Annotated in this window: 12 protein-coding genes; 5 read left to right on the top strand and 7 right to left on the bottom strand. The window is 72.2% G+C overall.

Going from position 1 to position 17,007, the window contains the following annotated elements; all coding sequences use genetic code 11:
* Window positions 1-97: 97 nt before the first annotated feature.
* A complete protein-coding gene (locus tag DEJ18_RS05010) occupies window positions 98-2,269 on the top strand; it encodes a S9 family peptidase (RefSeq protein ID WP_111211263.1) in 2,172 nt (723 codons plus the stop codon).
* A gap of 75 nt (window positions 2,270-2,344) precedes the next feature.
* Here DEJ18_RS05010 and DEJ18_RS05005 read toward each other — a convergent pair whose 3' ends face one another.
* Genes DEJ18_RS05005 through DEJ18_RS04995 form a run of 3 tightly spaced genes read right to left on the bottom strand, consistent with a single transcriptional unit; the run spans window position 2,345 to window position 5,015 of the window.
* Window positions 2,345-3,859, bottom strand: coding sequence for a CYTH domain-containing protein (locus tag DEJ18_RS05005; RefSeq protein ID WP_111211264.1), 1,515 nt, complete (start codon window positions 3,857-3,859; stop codon window positions 2,345-2,347).
* A complete protein-coding gene (locus DEJ18_RS05000; RefSeq protein WP_111211265.1) occupies window positions 3,856-4,686 on the bottom strand; it encodes a hypothetical protein in 831 nt (276 codons plus the stop codon). Before DEJ18_RS05000 ends, DEJ18_RS05005 begins: the two co-directional genes overlap by 4 nt.
* Entirely contained in the window at window positions 4,683-5,015 is a 333-nt protein-coding gene (locus tag DEJ18_RS04995; RefSeq protein ID WP_111211266.1) for a PadR family transcriptional regulator, read from the bottom strand. The genes DEJ18_RS05000 and DEJ18_RS04995 overlap by 4 nt, the downstream gene beginning before the upstream one ends.
* Window positions 5,016-5,083: 68 nt before the next feature.
* Between DEJ18_RS04995 and DEJ18_RS04990 the strand changes: the two genes are divergently transcribed.
* Window positions 5,084-5,356 (top strand): mycoredoxin, encoded by a 273-nt coding sequence (locus DEJ18_RS04990; RefSeq protein ID WP_111211267.1) that lies wholly within the window; start codon window positions 5,084-5,086, stop codon window positions 5,354-5,356.
* A 97-nt stretch (window positions 5,357-5,453) separates the two neighbouring features.
* Here DEJ18_RS04990 and DEJ18_RS04985 read toward each other — a convergent pair whose 3' ends face one another.
* Together DEJ18_RS04985 and DEJ18_RS04980 are read right to left on the bottom strand one after the other, a co-directional pair.
* Window positions 5,454-7,580, bottom strand: a complete 2,127-nt coding sequence (locus DEJ18_RS04985; RefSeq protein WP_111211268.1) for a DEAD/DEAH box helicase — start codon at window positions 7,578-7,580, stop codon at window positions 5,454-5,456.
* A gap of 519 nt (window positions 7,581-8,099) precedes the next feature.
* On the bottom strand, window positions 8,100-9,341 hold the full coding sequence (locus DEJ18_RS04980; protein ID WP_146241616.1) for an aminoglycoside phosphotransferase family protein: 1,242 nt from the start codon (window positions 9,339-9,341) through the stop codon (window positions 8,100-8,102).
* 79 nt (window positions 9,342-9,420) lie between these two features.
* Between DEJ18_RS04980 and DEJ18_RS04975 the strand changes: the two genes are divergently transcribed.
* Window positions 9,421-10,482, top strand: a complete 1,062-nt coding sequence (locus DEJ18_RS04975; RefSeq protein ID WP_258376990.1) for an FUSC family protein — start codon at window positions 9,421-9,423, stop codon at window positions 10,480-10,482.
* 45 nt (window positions 10,483-10,527) lie between these two features.
* Here the strand turns inward: DEJ18_RS04975 and DEJ18_RS04970 are convergent, their stop codons facing one another.
* Window positions 10,528-10,845 carry a hypothetical protein gene (locus DEJ18_RS04970; RefSeq protein WP_111211269.1) on the bottom strand — a complete coding sequence of 106 codons (318 nt, stop codon included), beginning with the start codon at window positions 10,843-10,845 and terminating at the stop codon, window positions 10,528-10,530.
* Between the two features lie 206 nt (window positions 10,846-11,051).
* On the opposite strand from DEJ18_RS04970, the gene DEJ18_RS04965 reads away from it, so the two are divergent.
* Together DEJ18_RS04965 and DEJ18_RS04960 are read left to right on the top strand one after the other, a co-directional pair.
* Window positions 11,052-11,729 (top strand): response regulator transcription factor, encoded by a 678-nt coding sequence (locus DEJ18_RS04965; RefSeq protein WP_111081179.1) that lies wholly within the window; start codon window positions 11,052-11,054, stop codon window positions 11,727-11,729.
* Window positions 11,730-11,910: 181 nt separating this feature from the next.
* Window positions 11,911-13,395 (top strand): sensor histidine kinase, encoded by a 1,485-nt coding sequence (locus DEJ18_RS04960; protein ID WP_258376991.1) that lies wholly within the window; start codon window positions 11,911-11,913, stop codon window positions 13,393-13,395.
* A 136-nt stretch (window positions 13,396-13,531) separates the two neighbouring features.
* On the opposite strand, the gene DEJ18_RS04955 is transcribed toward DEJ18_RS04960, so the two are convergent.
* Entirely contained in the window at window positions 13,532-17,002 is a 3,471-nt protein-coding gene (locus DEJ18_RS04955; protein WP_111211271.1) for an error-prone DNA polymerase, read from the bottom strand.
* Window positions 17,003-17,007: the final 5 nt, after the last annotated feature.

Raw genomic sequence — 17,007 nt, 5'->3', positions numbered from 1 at the left:
CGGCAGCGTGACCGGAGCGGGCGGTGACCGCAGCGGCGAGCGCCGCCGCCGGACGGAGCCGGGTCGGGCCTCCACCCCGAGCGCATAGGGTGGGCCGGTGACCAGCGAGCACGACGTGACCACCCCGCCGACCGCAGCCAAGCGGCCCGTGACGCGGACCCACCACGGCATCGACTTCGTCGACGACTACGAGTGGCTCCGGGACAAGGAGTCCCCAGACACCGTCGCGTACCTCGAGGCCGAGAACCGGTACACCGAAGCGCAGACCGAGCACCTCGGCGCGCTCCGCGACCGCCTCTTCGACGAGGTGAAGAGCCGCGTGCAGGAGACCGATCTCTCGGTGCCGGTGCGGATGGGGCAATGGTGGTACTTCACCCGCACGAGCGAGGGCAGCCAGTACGGCGTGCAGTGCCGCGCCCCGATCAGCGGGCCGGACGACTGGACGCCGCCGTCCCTCGACGACGGTGCCGCCACCCTCCCGGGTGAAGAGGTCGTCCTCGACGGAAACGCCCTCGCCGACGGACACGACTTCTTCTCGCTCGGCACGTACGACATCAGTGACGACGGCAGCCGCCTCGTGTACGGCGTCGACGTCGAGGGCGACGAGCGGTACACGCTCGCCGTCCGCGACCTCGAGACCGGGCAGGACCTCGCCGACACGATCCCGAACACCGGAGCCGGCGCGACGTTCGACCCCTCCGGTCGGTACGTCTTCTACCCGACGGTGGACGAGTCCTGGCGCCCGGACCGCATCTGGCGGCACGAGGTCGGAACTCCCGCCGAGGCCGACGTCGTCGTGTTCGAGGAGCCGGACGACCGGTACTGGGTCGGCGTCGGGGTCACCCGCTCGTCGCAGTACATCGTCATCGAGCTCGGGTCGAAGATCACCTCCGAGGCGCTCGTCCTCGACGCATCCGACCCGACCGGCGAGTTCCGCGTCGTCTGGCCGCGCCGCGAGGGCGTGGAGTACGAGATCGAGCACGCCATCGTCGGGGGCAGCGACCGTCTGCTCGTCCTGCACAACGACGGTGCCGAGAACTTCGAGCTGGTCGACGTCCCCGCGGACGACCCCACCTCGGCGTCCGACCGCCGGGTCGTCGTCACGCACCACCCGGAGCGTCGCATCGAGTCGGTGGACGCGTTCGCCGGGCACCTGGCGCTCGAGTACCGCTCCGAGGCACTCCCCCGGATCGCCGTCATCCCGATCGAGGGCGACGGCTACGGCGAGCCGCACGAGGTGCCCTTCGACGAGGCGCTGTTCTCGGCCGGGCTCGGCGGCAACCCCGAGTGGGACCAGCCGACCCTCCGCCTCGGGTACACGTCCTTCGTGACCCCGTCCGAGGTGAGCGACCTTGACCTCGCGACCGGACAGGTGACCGTCCTCAAGCGGCAGCCGGTGTTGGGCGGGTACGACGCGGCCGACTACGTGCAGGAGCGTGACTGGGCGTCCGCGGCCGACGGCACCCGGGTCCCGATCTCGCTGGTCTGGCGCAAGGACGCTGTGGACGCGGACGCCCCGGCGCCGCTGCACCTGTACGGCTACGGGTCGTACGAGCACTCGATCGACCCGGGCTTCAGCGTCATGCGCCTGTCGATGCTCGACCGTGGGGTCGTCTTCGCGGTCGCGCACGTCCGCGGTGGTGGTGAGATGGGCCGGCACTGGTACGAGGACGGCAAGACCCTGACGAAGAAGAACACCTTCACGGACTTCGTCGCCGTCGCCGAGCACCTCATCGACACCGGTCGGACGAGCGCGGACCAGCTCGTGGCCGAGGGCGGGAGCGCCGGTGGGCTCCTGATGGGCGCCGTCGCGAACCTGGCCCCCGAGCGCTTCGCGGGCATCCTCGCCGCGGTGCCGTTCGTCGACGCGTTGACGAGCATCCTCGACCCGGACCTCCCGCTGACCGTCATCGAGTGGGACGAGTGGGGCGACCCGTTGCACGACGCCGAGGTCTACCGGTACATGAGCGAGTACTCGCCGTACGAGAACGTCCGCGACGACGTGCAGTACCCGCGCATCCTCGCCGTGACCTCCATCAACGACACCCGGGTGCTGTACGTCGAGCCCGCGAAGTGGACCGCGAAGCTCCGCGAGGTCGGGGCACCTGTGCTGCTGAAGACCGAGATGGCTGCCGGGCACGGTGGTGTCAGCGGCCGGTACGACTCGTGGAAGGAGCGGGCGTTCGAGCTGGCCTGGCTGCTCGACGTCCTCGGTCTCGCCGACGTCTCCCCCGCCGCGGCGACGGCGAACCCGATCGCGGCGGGCTGACACCGCCCCGGAGCCGACACGACGACGGCGCGCACCCTGGTCGGGTGCGCGCCGTCGTCGTGTCGGAGTTCGACGTCAGACGCGGTCCAGCGCGTGTACCGCCTCGTCGTAGGACTCCTCCGCCAGCCGCACCCGGTCGCCCGCGAGGACGCCGTACCCGAACGTTCCCTCACCGCCGCGCTCGGCGATCCCGGACTGCACACGCAGCTGCTCGAGCGCGTGCAGGGACCGCACCCGCTCGGTGAGGACGTCGGCTGCCGTGCCGATGCGCTTCCAGAGGGCGTGCGGGAACGCGTCGTCGCCGAGGACGTCCATCGCCATCCGGGCGCGGAGCGTCGCGTGCCACGCGCGCTCGGTCGCCTCGCGGTCGCCGGTCTCGTCGGCAGGGTCGTCCCCGACGGCGGCCCGGACGAGCTCGCGGACGCGCGGCTTCTCGACGGCGGACACGTCCTGCGCGACCTGCTTCGGGTCGCGCAGGGCCCACGTCGTCGGCTGCGGACGTTCGACGGCGTCGTCGAGGGCCTCGAGGAGTTCGAGGAACGACTCCTCGTGGAGGGCGAGCACGACTTCACGGGTGGCGTCGTCCCGGCGCTGCCGGGTGGAGGCGAGGATGCGTTCGCGGGTGACCGAGTCGACGAGGGCCTCCTGTGCTGGGCTCGACGCGCGTGGCAGTCGGTCGACCAGGTACTCGGCGAGTGCGGCTCGCGCCGTGACCGCTGCGAGGGTGTCGGCCGCTGCGGCGGCACGGTCCATGGTCTCCCCGTCGGCGAAGGCGGGCCGGTAGGAGCCGAGGACGGCGGCGATGCCGAGTGCGGTCTCGGCCGTCTCGGTGAGGTCGGTGGGCGCACCGGACCGGAGCCGGGCCTCCTGTCGGAGCAACGCGGTCCGCAGCTTGCGGAGCCGCTTGGTGAGTGCACGCGCCGCGGTGCCCTTCTGCGGCTTCTCCTCGGTCTGGAGGCGCGGTGCCGGTGCGCCGGCGAGCCCGCGTGCCAACTTGGACGCGACGGCGGCGGGGCCGGCGCCGACGGCGGCGAACCGGTCGTCGAGGGCGGCGAAGAGCTCGCCGGCGACCTGTGCGTCCACACCCTCGACGGCTTCGACCTCGACCTCCCGCCAGGTGCGCGCGTCGGCCGGCGCGTCGGCGTCGAGGCGTTCGGCGACGACCCGGTCGTCCGCGAGCTCGGCGATCTGGTCGCCGTCCTCGTCGAGCAGTCGCGTGACGGTGCGGGTGGTGGTGATCCGGACGACCGGGTGCAGGCCGCGGCCCCGGCGCTCGGTGAACAGGGCGGCGAGGACCTCGTCGGGAACGGTGTCCGGGTCGTCGGTGAGCGGGAAGTGCTGCTCGTGCCGGACGGTGTCGGACTCGGCGCGCTTGATGTGCCAGCCGGCGTCGTGCCCCCCGGTGCGGCGGCGGACGGTGACGAGCGCGGCGACGAGGTCGTACCGCTGCGTGTCCCAGTAGGTGGCGTCGAGCTGGAAGGGCTCCTGGTGCTCGATGCGCATGACGCCACCGACTCCGATGAGGTCGGGCAGTGCCGCGCCGTCGGGTAGGTCGTAGGTGCGCTCGATCTCGAGGTGGGTGTCGCTCACACGGTCTTGTCTACCAGGGTGACGGCGTGCTCCTCACCGCGGGTGCTTCGACTGGACCGGGCGGTCCGCCAGGCGAGAAACCCGGCGACGACCACCGAGAGCCCGGGCAGGGAGACGATGCACGGCTGCAGCCGGATCGGCACGACCGCCCACAGCGCGCCGCTCTCGACCAGGGTGGCCACTCCGAGCGGGAGCAGCAGGAGCAGCCACGCGCGTCGTGGCGCCTCGATCGCGACGAGCCAGCCGGCGAGCGCGAGGAGGAACGGCAGCACCGCCGGGAGGATGCTGACGGGCCAGCCGGAGCCCGGGACGACGAGCGGGGTGACGACTGCACCGGCCGCAGCGGCGGCGACCAGCGCGGCGCCGAGGCGACGGCGACCGGGACCCGATCCGGACAGGAGCAGGGCCGCCGCGGTCACCGCTGCCCCCGGCACCAGGTACGACAGGAGCCAGATGCCGACCAGACCGACGGTGCGGTCGAGGTCGCTCTCGTACCCGTAGTTGGGCTGCAGGATCAGCCACGGTCCGGTCATCAGGATCGCGAGGACGGCGACCGTGACCAGCACGGGAACGGTGCGGATGGTGTGCGGTGTCGCCGCTGTCGAGAACGGTGTGGTGGTCATGGTCTCTCCCCAGGTGGTACGCCGAACCCCTCGGCGGTGGAACAGTGCGGTGGTCAAGGCGCCGAAGGCCAACGCCGTCGGCGAGAGCCCGAAGTCGGCCGCGTCGCGCAGGTCCGCCTGCCACTGCTCGCGGCGGACCAGGCGGTCCTCGGCGGGTGAGATGGCCACTGCGGTGGCGACGAGGGCGCGACCGAGCGCGATCACGAGGTCACCGGGCGGGAGCTCGGGCGCGGTGCGGGACGGGCGGCTGCGGCGTCGGCTGCTCGTCGGGCGTCGATGAGCTCGGCCGCTGCCTGTCGTCCGTCGGCGGTGAACTCGTAGAGGCGGCGTCGGGGGCCGGAACGCTCGGCGTCGTCGTCCCAGCTGGAGTCGATCCATCCCTGACGCTCGAGTCGTTCGAGGATCGGGTAGACCGTGCCGGACGGCCGTCCGATCACCTTGATGAGTTGCAGACCCCAGGCCGGGCCCTCTGCCGCGAGCAGGGCGGCGACGACGTCGAGCGTCGGAGCGGTGACGCGGAGCAGCGGTTCCATGTTGGTAACCTAGCTATGTAGGACAAGCCGGTCAAGGGCTTCCCGGGGAGCGGGGCGAGAATGAGCACATGAGCGAGACGATCACCCGTGACGCGTTCGTGCCCGAGGCCGGCGGCGTCACCATGTTCACCACGAGCTGGTGCGGCTACTGCGCGCGGCTGAAGAACCAGATGGCCAAGGCCGGTGTGCCCTTCCGCGAGGTCGACATCGAGCAGACGCCGGGCACCGCCGAGCTGGTCGCCGAAGTCAACGGCGGCAACCAGACCGTGCCGACCCTGGTGTTCCCGGACGGCAGCACCGCGACGAACCCGTCCCTGGCGGAGGTCCAGTCGCGCGTCTGACGCGCACGGCACTCCCGCACCCCGCGCGAGCCGCACACGAGCACGCGCCCCGTTCCGACGGGGCGCGTTGTTCGTTGCGGGGCGCGGAGCCGAGCCGCTAGCGGCTGAGGGCGTCCATCAGCAGCGCAGCCATGGCGTCGAGCTGGATGTCGCCGGAGTCGACGACCTCTTCGTCGGAACCGTCGAGCGCCCGCGCGGCCAGCCCGGCCTTGCTGTCGATGAGCTCGGCGATCTTCGTGTCGATCGTCTGCGCGGCGATGATGCGCCACGCGGTGACGGGCTCCTCCTGCCCGATCCGGTGCACGCGGTCGATCGCCTGGGTCTGCTCGGCGCTCGTCCAGGACAGCTCGGCGAGGACGACGTTGGACGCCACCTGCAGGTTGAGCCCGACACCCGCCGCGGTGAGCGAGCAGACGATGACGGCCACGTCCGGGTCGTTCACGAACGAGTCGATCTCGGCCGTGCGCTGCGCCGGCGTCTGGTCGCCGCGGATCGTCGCCGTGCGCAGGTGCCGACGGGCGAAGACCTCTTCCGCCTGGTCCATCACGTCGAGGTGCTTCGCGAAGAACACCACCTTGCCGACGTTCGAGGCGAGCTGCGCCGCGTAGTCCGCCGCGAGCTGCGCCTTGGCCCGGCCGATGCGGCGCACCATGGAGAACACGTTCTCGCCGGTGGACGAAGCGTCCTGGTCCTCGAGCTCCCAGCGGGCGACCTGGCGGACGAGCTTCTCGTCGATGCCGACGACCGGGTCCTGGCCGGTCCGGGCGGCGAGCGCCTGGTGGTACCGCTTGACGAGCTTCGCGGTGAGCTCGCGCTCGGCGTCGCGGATGGAGCGACCCTCGTCACCGTCGAGCTCGACGGGGATGTCGGCGATCCGGCGGGCGGGGATGTCCGCCGCGACGTCGACCTTGCGCCGTCGGACGATGCCGAGGTCGATCACGGCCTTCCGCGCTTCGGTGAAGAAGCCCTGGTCGGCCGGGGTGAGCCCGATCTCCTCGAGCTCGTTCATGAGCTGCGCGCGGGGCTTCTTGTCGTCGATCCAGCCGAGGAACTCCCAGATGGTGCGGAAGTCCTCGACGGAGTTGATGAGCGGGGTACCGGTCAGGGCCATGAGCAGCGGGTTCGCCGTCCGCTCCCGGATCTTCTCGGCGAGCTGCAGCACGTACTTCGAGCGCTGCGACTCCTTGTTCTTGATGAAGTGCGCCTCGTCGACGACCATGCCCTTGAACCCGAACGTGCCGAGCCAACCGACGTGCCGGTCGAGGATCTCGTAGTTGACGATGAGGATGTCCGCGAACCCGTCGAGGTCCTGGCCGTCACCGTGGATGACGGTCGCACGGTGGTTCGGGACCCAGCGCTCGGCTTCACGCGCCCAGTTCGTCTTGACGACGTTCGGGACGACGACGAGCAGCGGGAACGCCTTGGCCGCGTCCGCCGCGAGCAGCGACTGCGCGGTCTTGCCGAGACCCGGCTCGTCGGCGAGCAGGAACGTGCGGTGTCCCTGCGCGGCGGCGGTGACGAGTTCGGCCTGGTGCTTCATCAGGGTCACACCGGAGGGCGTGTGCAGCGAGGACGGTTCGGGCAGCGGCATCGAGGCAGCTCCCCCGCCCGCGCCGTACTCGAAGGACTTGAACAGGGGGCCGAACAGTTCCCAGTTCGCCAGCCGGCGCGGGTGCGCGACGGGCTGGTCGGCGAGGGCGAAGTCCGGCGGCAGGAACGGGTTCGCGAGCTGGCGCTGCACGACGGCCTGGGGCACCACGGCGCGTTCGGGGGTCTCGACCGCGGCGGCGGGCTCGGTCGCGATGACGAGGTCCTCGGGCTGGAGCTCCATGCCGGCGGCGATCATCATGTCGCGCTTGACGGTGCGGGTGGCCTCGGAGACCGCTGCCTCCTCGGTGAGGAGCTGGATGACGCTGGTGTCACGGGCGGCGGTCTTCGCCAGGATCGTGGCGACACCGTCGAGACGCTTGAGCTGCTCGGCGCGCTGGGCGTCGGTGAGGGTCGTGTCCGCCTTCACGCGGGCACGCTCCTCGCGCATGAGCAGGGCGACCGCCTGGAACTTCGTGCGGTTCGTGGCCTTGAGGGCTCCACGCTGCGCGGCGGCCTCGACCTCGCGGACGGCGCGGGCGAGGACGGGGATGAGACCGTCGTTGTCGAGCGGCCGGGTCCGGCGCGACGCCGTCCGCGTGCCACCGGCAGCGCGGCGGGTACCTGATCGAGCCAAGGCTCCTCCTGTTCCGCCCTCGTCGGGGCGAGCCACCCGGTACGGGCGGAAGTCGTGTCGGTGCGTCCGTCGCACCCGGGTCCACCACGGGCCGCCGTGGCCCGCAGTACGCCGGATCGTCCGGCTGACCGCATCGAGGGCCCAGGGTGTGGGCCGGTGGTCGATGTGCCGGTCTGCGCGGGGGTCCGGCGCCGTCACACGCACGCCCCGTCCTGGGTGTGCCCCAGCGAACTCCGACCACCGGGAGGCCACGCCTCGGAAGGCCTGCCCCGAGCGGTCCGAACTCAGACGACGCGGATCCGGTGCCCGCACCGGTCAGGTGACCGGTCGTCGCGTCAGGAATCGACGCCACATGCGAACACGCGGTGCGTGCGCGGTCAGTTTACTCCCCAGCCGCCGACGGGGGCGACTCTCCACAGCCCGCGCGTGGCGGGCCTCCCGGCGGGAAGCTGCCGATTCGGTCGCGTCCGGAGCAGTGCCCGGCAGCGGCCGGCCCCGCAGGCGACGAGCGACGGACGCTCAGACGCGCGGCGCGGACCGCGGACGGCCGGTGCCGGACGGGAGGCTCGGGGCCGGTTCCGCCAGCGCGGCCCGCGTCGCCGCGAGCAGCTGTTCCGCCGTCGCGATCCCGTTCGCCGACCCGGTCGTGGCCTGCCCGCCGGCGTGGGCGAGGAGCTGCGCGCCGATCGCGGGACCGATGCGCTCGGCCTCCTGCGGGTTGCGCGCCACCCAGTCGCGGGCGACGGCGTCCGCGAGGCGCTCGGCAGCCGCACCGCGCTCGGCGTCCCCTCGTGACCGGTGCCACAGCCCGGTGACGACGAGGTGCGCGACCACGGCACCGATGTCCCGCACCGGGTGCCCCCACCCCGCGGTGTCGATGTCGAGCAGCCCCGAGATGCGCCAGGGCTCGTCCTCGTCGACGAACACCTGCTCGAGGTGCAGGTCCCCGTGCACGACCTGCTTCGCTCCGGCGGCCCAGCCGATCGACCGACGTCCGATGGCGTCGTACAGGCGGTCGATCTCCTCGGCCTCCGCCGGCAACGCGGTCGTCAGGGTCCGGCGGTGCCAGTCGGCGTGGTCCATCGCGTCGGCGCGGGCCTGCTGCGTCATCGGCACGGTCGCGATCCGCCCGGTGAGGGCGGCGAGGGACGCCACGAACCGGGGGTCGTCGGCGATCTCGGTGATCCGGCTGCCCGCTGGTACGCCGCGGACGAGTTCGAGGACGAGCAGCCCGTCGCCGCGGCTCGACAGCACACGTGGGACCGGCAGGCCGGCTGCGGCGAACTGCTCGTGCGTCCGGACGATCGGGGCGACGCGGTGTGGGCGGACGATCTTGATGAACAGGGTCCGCTCCGGTGCGTCCACGCGGACGACTGCACGCTTGCCGGGCCGGTAGGCGGCGACCGTCAGCGTCGGGTTCGTCACCGGCATCCCGAGCGTGGTGAGGAGCTCCGCGACGGCGTCACGGTACGTCACCTGCGGCAGGACCGGGAGGCCCGGGTCGTTCGGGTAGGCCCACACCGACACCGGGTCCCCGGTGGCGGGGTCGGTGACGATGGCACTGTTCTGGTCGTGCGCACCGCCGGTGTCGACGTACGTCAGGACGGTGGCACGCTGACCGGCCCGGTCGACCGTGTCCACCTCGTACCCGTACAGGTACCCGTTGCCGGACGGTTCGACCGAGTGCGCGCGGGCGGCCACGACGGTCGTCCCGGACCCGGCGAAGGCCTCGGGGATGACTCGCTCATGGTTCGGCCACACAGCGACAGTCAACCGTGTCGCCGGGGTTTCGTCGCGTTCGTGCACGGCTCGGCGTGCGGCTCGTGGCTACCGTGGAGGGGTGAACCCGGTCGCGCGCCTCCGCAGCTCGAGCCGCACCCCGTTCCTGCAGGTCGTGAAGACCGCGGTGGCGGTGGTCGCGGCGGTGCTCCTGTGCGAACTCCTCATCCGCGGGCCCTTCCCCACCTTCGCCGCCATCGCCGCGCTGCTCGTGGTGCAACCGAACATCAACCAGTCGTTCGTGAAGGGCCTCGAGCGGAGCGCCGGGGTCCTGCTCGGGGTGGTGCTGGCGACCGGGGTGCACCTGCTCCTCGGCGATGCCGTGGCGGTCGTCCTGCTCGTCGTCGTCCTCGCGATCCTGCTCGCCTGGGCGCTGCGACTCACCCCGACGTCGGCGACGCAGGTCGGCATCAGCGGGATGCTCGTGCTCACCGCCGGGGTCGTCACCCCGAACTACTCGGCCGACCGGATCCTCGAGACCGTGATCGGCGCGGTGGTCGCCCTCGCGGTGAACGCCGTCATCGTGCCGCCGGTGCTCCTCGAGCCCGCCCACCTCGCCGTCGCCCGGCTCGCGCGGGACACCGCCGCCGCGTTCGAGCGGATCGCCGTCGGGCTCACCGAGGGGTGGGACGCTGCACGGTGGGACGAGGCCCTGCTGCAGGCGCGGGCGCTCCGGCAGCAGCACGCCCGGACCGAGGCGGCGCTGACGTCGGCCCGGGACTCGCTGACGATGAACCCGCGCGGGGGTCGACACCGCACGATCCTCGAGCGCGACGTCGCGGTCGCCGAGCACCTGCGCGTCCTCGTCACCCGGGTGACCGGCATGACCCGCGCCGTCCGGGACAACACCGCTCCGGACCTCCGCGCGGACCCGATGGTCGGCCGGATCGCCACCGAGGTCGCCCGGATCGGCGCGGACGTCCGTCGTCTCGGCGCGCAGGTGGAGTCCGCGCGCCTGACGCCGGGCGAGCTCGCCGACGGGCAGGACGACACGGACCTCGAGCACGCGTTGACGGCACCGCTCGAGGTGGTCCGCCCGAACTCCCGACACTGGGTGCTCATCGGTGCCCTGCTCGAGGACGTCCGACGGGTGCGTGAGGAGATCCTCGGCGAGGACGACTGACGCCCGACGGGCGCTGACGACGAGCGCGGACGGCCGACGGGCGTTTCAGCGGACGGGTTCGCCCGCTGCGTTCGCGGCCTCGACCGCGGTCGCCAGCACGTCGACCCACACTTCGGACGCCGGCCAGGTCGGGTCGGAGGTGACCACCTCGACGTCGGCGAACCGGCGGATCTCGGCGACCACGGCCTCCTGTCCGGCGGTCCGTGCCGCTCGACCCGCGCTGTCCGGCACGGCCGTGCGCAGGTAGGCGACCACGCGGTCGCGGTGTGGTCCGTCCGACGAGCCGAGGCTGACGACGCCCTTCCAGGCGGCGTCGAGTTCGGCGCGCAGGCGGACGATCTCCGGAAGGTCCGGGTCGTGCATCGTGCCCCCAAGTACAGGACGGTCTGTCGGGTACAGCGTCCGAGGCGGAGCATAGCAACGACGGGGGTACTGTCAGTACCCGTCAGTCTCGGGTGTCCACTGACCGCAGCTCGGCAGCAGCGGGCTGTGACGCTGCTCAGGCGTCGCGCAGCCGGATCCGCCCACACGGTCCGTGTTCGATGCCACGATGGTCGCAGGAGGTCCAGATGCGCTTGTTGGTGGTCGAGGACGACGACGAGATGCGCGCGCTCATGGAGCGCGGGCTCGCCGCCGAGGGGTACCGCGTCACCGCGGTCGAGAACGGCGTGGAGGCGCTCATCGCCCTGGGCGAGCAGGCCTACGACATCGCCGTGGTCGACGTGATGATGCCCGGCATGTCCGGATTCGAGCTGGCGCGCCGCGTCCGCGAGCGTGAGGACCCGGTCCGGATCCTGCTCGTCACCGCGCGCGACGCCGTCGACGACCGGGTCTTCGGGCTCGACGCCGGCGCCGACGACTACCTCACCAAGCCCTTCGCGTTCGCCGAGCTCACCGCTCGCCTCCGTGCCCTCGGTCGCCGCGAACCCGCCGGCGCTCCCCGGACCATCGAGGTCGGGGACGTCTCGATCGACTCCGAGGCCCGACGCGTCTCCGTCAAGGGCCAGCGAGTCGCCATGAGCCCGACGGAGTTCGCGCTGCTGCGCTTGCTCGCACGTTCGGTCGGCACCGTCGTCGACCGTCCGAAGATCCTCGAAGAGGTCTGGGACGGGTCGCAGCACGTCGACCCGAACGTCGTCGAGCAGTACATCTCGTACCTGCGGAAGAAGCTCGTCGCGCACGAGGCGACGGTCGTCATCAGCACCGTGCGCGGTCGCGGCTACCGACTCGACCTCGTCAGCGCCTGACGACCGCGTGATGCGGTCGGACGACGGGGAGACGGCGCGACGGACTCCAGGGTCGCGCGGGGCTCCGGGGTGGCGCCGTGGGCCGGGGACCAGGTGGCTGCGGACGTCGCGTCCGTCGTCGTCGCGGTCGCTGTCCCTGCGGTCGCTGTCCCTCCGTGCCCGGATCACCATCGGGTCGACCGTGATCGCGGCCGTCGTCATCGCGCTGCTCGTGCTCGTGATGCGTCTGCAGGTCGTCAACGTCGTCGCGAGTGCCACCGAGACCCTGCTCGACGCCGACACCGACCCGTACGTCGCCACGCTCGAGGTGGACAGCGACCCGAACCTCTCGCCGCCCGGCAACGCCCAGTTCGTCGCCGTCGTCTCCCCCACCGGCGACATCACCCTCTCCTCGATGCCCCGCCGGCTCGAACAGTCGCTCGGCAGCCTCCGCACGACGCCGGCGGGCACCTCGGTGGTCGAGCTCGGCGGGTCCCAGTACCGTGTGGTCGTCGAACACCCGGTCAACCAGGCCGGACGGTGGACCGTGGTCGCCGCCCGCAACTCGCAGGCCGAGGCGATCGTCGTCGACGAGCTCACCACCACCCTGTCGTTCACCGGGTTGGCGATCCTCCTGGCCTTCGGCGTCGCGTCGTGGGTGCTCGCCACCACCGCCCTCCGACCGGTCAACCGGATGCGCCGCGAGGCCGACCGACTCTCCGTCGCCTCGGAGCGTGCCGAACTGCCGGTCGGGCCGGCGCAGGACGAGCTCGCGTCACTCGCGACCACCCTCAACGCCTTCCTCGCCCGGACGCGGCAGGCCACCGAGCGCGAACGGCAGATGGTGTCGGACGCCAGCCACGAGCTCCGTACCCCGCTCGCGATCCTCACCACGCAGCTCGACCTCGCCGCCCTCGACCGTGGCGACGCGCGTGCCCTCGCCGCGCACATCGAGCGTGCGAAGAACAGCGTCGCCCGGCTCTCCCGACTGGCGAACGACCTGCTCACGCTGTCCCGCATCGAGGAGTCGGAACGCCGTGCCGCCGACGGTGCGCCGCAGTCCGCCACGTCCTGGTCCGACCTCGGTGACGAGGTGATGGCCGCCGTCGACCGGGTCCGGCTCATCGCGAGCGCGAAGGACGTCACCGTCGACTTCGAACTCGAGCCGCCGGTTCCGGTCGACGGCCCCGACGGGAGCGGCTCCGGCTCGGGTTCCCGTTCGGGTTCCGGTTCCGGTTCCGGTTCCGGTCCCGGTCCCGGTCCCGACGAGCCGCGGTACCGGCTCGACACCGGGGGGATGGCGCAGCTCGTCACGAACACCGCCGGGAACGCGGTCGCTGCGCTCCCCCGCGGCGGCACCGTGCTCGTCACGTGGCGGGCGACCCCCGGCGAGGGCGTGCTGCGGGTCACCGACGACGGGCCCGGCGTGCCGGAGTCGTTCGTGCCCGTCGCGTTCGACCGCTTCACCCGGCCCGACGAAGCCCGCACCTCGCGCCGCGACCCGGACCCGGCGACCGGCGGGATCCCGATGCCGGGCGGGTCCGGCCTCGGACTCGCGATCGTGCGCGCGGTCGCGGAACGGGCGGGAGGCTCGGCCTCCCTCCGCAACCTGCCGGCCGGTGGTCTCGAGGTGACGGTGCGGGTGCCGGAGGTGCGAGGAGCGCCGGAGGTGCGGGCAGCGCACTGAGCCGCTGTCGGCCGGTGTTCCTGGGGGCGTCCCCCTCGTGACGGCACGGCCGGTGTGCCCGTCCTGCCTGCATCCGTCCTGCCCGCGTCCGTCTGCCCGCGTCCGTCTGACCGCGTCCGTCCTGACCGCGTCCGTGTCACTGGAAGTCCCGCGACCGGGTCCGGACGGCGAGCGGTAGGTGCTCGATCCGGTCCGCGACGAGGTTGACCACCCCGTCCGGCGACCGCTCGAGGATGCCCCGCACGATGACCGCCGGGGACTCCCGCGCCACCCGTCGGTACCGCCCCCACACCCCGACGCTGCAGATCACGTTCACCAGGCCGGACTCGTCCTCGACGTTGAGGAAGGTGATCCCCGATGCCGTCGCGGGACGCTGCCGGTGCGTCACGATGCCGCCGACCTCCACGCGCCGACCGGTCTCCGCCGTCCGGGTGTCCTCGACGCTGAGCACACCCCGCGCCGACAACCGCTCGCGGAGGTGCCCGACGGGGTGGTCGTCGGTGGACATCCCCGTGGACCACATGTCCGCGATGAGGACGTCACCGCTCGTCATCTGCCCGAACAGCGGCGGTTGCACGACGACCTGCGTGTCCGGCAGCTGGTCGGGCCGTTCCGCCGCCGCCTGTGCCGCCGACCACATCCCACCACGTCGGTCGATCCCGAGTGACTCGAACGCGTCCGCGGCCGCGAGCGCCTCGAGCTGCGCGGTCGTGAGGCCGACCCGACGGGCGAGGTCGGACATGTCCGTGAACGGGCCGTTCGCGCGGCGTTCGGCGACGATCCGCTCAGCGCTCCGGCGACCGAGCGACGCCACCTCGGCGAGTCCCAGCCGCACGGCGAAGGCGCCGTCGCGACGGTGGTCGGCGGTGTCGTCCGGAGCATCCCGGTCGAAGGGCAGCACCGGTGGCTGTTCGGTGGCGAGGCACGCGTCGTGTCCGCCTGCCGTGGGCCCGCCGGCGGTGGCCGCGTCTGCCGTGGCCGCGTCCGTGTCCGTGTCCGTGTCCGTCCGACCCTCGATCGGCTCGAGCGTCGCATCGACCTCCGACCGCAGGATGTCCGGCCGGAGCACCCGCACACCGTGCCGTCTGGCATCGGCGACGAGGGTCTGCGGCGAGTAGAACCCCATCGGCTGTGCCCGGAGCAGCGCCGCCAGGAACGCGCCCGGGTAGTGCAACCGCATCCAGGCGCTGGCGTAGACGATGAGCGCGAAGCTGATCGAGTGGCTCTCCGCGAAGCCGAAGTTCGCGAACGCCTGGATCTTGGCGTAGATGGCGTCGGCGTCCTCGCCGTGGATGTCGTTCTCCGCCATCCCCCGGTAGAGCTTCTCGCGCAGCCGGTCGATCTTCTCGAGGCCGCGCTTGGACCCCATCGCCCGCCGGAGCAGGTCGGCGTCATCGCCGGAGCAGTTGCCGACGGCGATGGCCATCTGCATGAGCTGCTCCTGGAACAGCGGCACCCCGAGCGTCCGTTCCAGCACCGGTTCGAGAGCGGGGTGGATGTAGGTCACCGGTTCCTCACCGGTGCGTCGACGGATGTACGGGTGCACCGCGCCGCCCTGGATCGGCCCGGGACGTACGAGGGCGACCTCGATCACCAGGTCGTAGAACCGACGCGGCAGCAGCCGGGGCAGCGTGCCCATCTGCGCTCGGGACTCGACCTGGAAGACGCCGATCGTGTCGGCCCGGCAGAGCTGGTCGTAGACGCCCTGCTCCTCCTTCGGGATGGAGTGCATGTCCCACCGCTCCCCGCAGTGCTCGGCGGCCAGGTCGAACGAGTACTGCAGGGCGGCGAGCATGCCGAGCCCGAGCATGTCGAACTTGACGAGTCCCATGTAGGCGCAGTCGTCCTTGTCCCACTGCAGCACGGTCCGACCGTCCATCCGGGCGTGCTCGATCGGCACGACCTCGCCCACCGGCCGGTCGGTCAGGACCATCCCGCCGGAGTGGATGCCGAGGTGCCGCGGGAACCCGAGGACCTGCTGGGCCAGGTCGACCACCGGCTCCGGGATGTCGTGGTCCTGGCTCTCGGTGACCGACCCCCACCGTTCGACCTGCTTCGACCAGGCGTCCTGCTGGCCGGGGCTGTGGCCGAGTGCCTTCGCCATGTCCCGCACGGCCCCCTTCGGCCGGTAGGTGATGACGTTCGCGACCTGCGCCGCGTTGAACCGGCCGTACTTGTCGTAGACGTACTGGATGACCTCTTCCCGCCGGTCGGAGTCGAAGTCGACGTCGATGTCGGGTTCCTCGTCGCGCATGGCCGACAGGAACCGTTCGAACGGCAGCCCGTACCGGATCGAGTCGACGGCGGTGATCTCGAGCAGGTAGCAGACCGCCGAGTTCGCGGCCGAGCCCCGACCCTGGCACAGGATCCCCCGCCCGCGGGCGTACTGCACCATGTCCCGCACGATGAGGAAGTACCCGGGGAACCCCTTGTCCTCGATGACCGCCAGTTCGCGTTCGATGCGTTCCCGCTTGTGGGCGTCGACACCGTCCGCGTCGCCGGGGTAGAACCGACGGGCTCCTCGCCAGGTGAGTTCCCGGAGCCAACTCATCGGCGTGTGGCCCTCGGGCACGTCGAGGTCGGGCAGCCCGGGCTTCGCCGTCTTCAGCTGGAAGCCGAGTTCGTCGGCGAGCACCACGCTCTGCTCGACGGCACCCGGCCACCGGGCGAACCGCCGGGCCATCTCGGCGCCCGAGCGCAGGTGCGCGGTGTCGGCGGCCGGCAGCCACCCGTCGATCTCGTCGAGACTGCGCCGGGCCCGGACAGCGGCCAGTGCGGTCGCCACCGGGAACCGGTCGGGGGTCGCGTAGTGCACGTTCCCGGTCGCCACGACCGGCAGCGCGTGCCGGGCGGCGAGCGCGGCGAGGACGTCGTTCCGGGCACTGTCGAGCGGACCGCCGTGGTCGGAGAGTTCCACGACGACGGCCCCGGTGCCGAACCGGTCCAGCAGTGCCCGGAGTGCCCGCTCGGCAGCGCTCTCCCCGTCGCGTTCGAGGGCCTGTCTGACGGTGCCCTTCCGACAGCCGGTGAGCACCCGCCAGCGCCCACCGGACCGCTCCGCGAGGTCGTCGAGGTCGTAGCGGGGACGCCCTTTCTCGGAACCGGCGGCGAGGTGCGCGGCCGTCACCGCGCCGGCCATCCGGTGGTACCCGTCCTGCCCGTCGGCCAGGAGCAGCAGGTGCGAACCCTCCGGGTCCGGGACGCCGTTCTGGGGTTCGGTCAGCCCGAGGGACAGTTCGGCACCGTAGACGGTGGTGACACTCGGGTACGTCTCGGCGACCTCGGCCATCCGCGCAGCACCGTAGAAGCCGTCGTGGTCGGTGATCGCCAGGCCGTGCAGGCCCAGGCGTGCGGCCTCTTCCAACAGGTGTTCCGGTGGGCTCGCACCGTCCAGGAAGCTGAAGGTGGAGTGCGCGTGGAGTTCGGCGTACGGCACGGCGGGCGGCGCGTCCGGCGCGGCGACGTCCGTCGGGCGGTACGGCGCGCGCTTCCGAGACCAGGCCGGACTGTCGCCGCCGTCGCCCTCGGGGGTCGTGCCGGGACTCCGCTTGTCGGACAGGGCGTGCTCGAACTGCGACCACGGGATCGGCGGGTTGCTGTAGCCCATCAGTG

This window comes from Curtobacterium sp. MCSS17_015 (assembly GCF_003234265.2).
In the GTDB taxonomy this organism is placed as follows: Bacteria; Actinomycetota; Actinomycetes; order Actinomycetales; family Microbacteriaceae; genus Curtobacterium.
This window is presented reverse-complemented; position numbering and strand designations above follow the sequence as displayed.

Bases quoted from the DNA above. Each gene is read 5' to 3' on its own strand.
- DEJ18_RS04965 (WP_111081179.1), top strand. From the start codon at position 11,052: ATGCGCTTGTTGGTGGTCGAGGACGACGACGAGATGCGCGCGCTCATG.
- DEJ18_RS04995 (WP_111211266.1), bottom strand. From the start codon at position 5,015: ATGGAACCGCTGCTCCGCGTCACCGCTCCGACGCTCGACGTCGTCGCC.
- DEJ18_RS04970 (WP_111211269.1), bottom strand. From the start codon at position 10,845: ATGCACGACCCGGACCTTCCGGAGATCGTCCGCCTGCGCGCCGAACTC.
- DEJ18_RS04955 (WP_111211271.1), bottom strand. From the start codon at position 17,002: ATGGGCTACAGCAACCCGCCGATCCCGTGGTCGCAGTTCGAGCACGCC.
- DEJ18_RS04990 (WP_111211267.1), top strand. From the start codon at position 5,084: ATGAGCGAGACGATCACCCGTGACGCGTTCGTGCCCGAGGCCGGCGGC.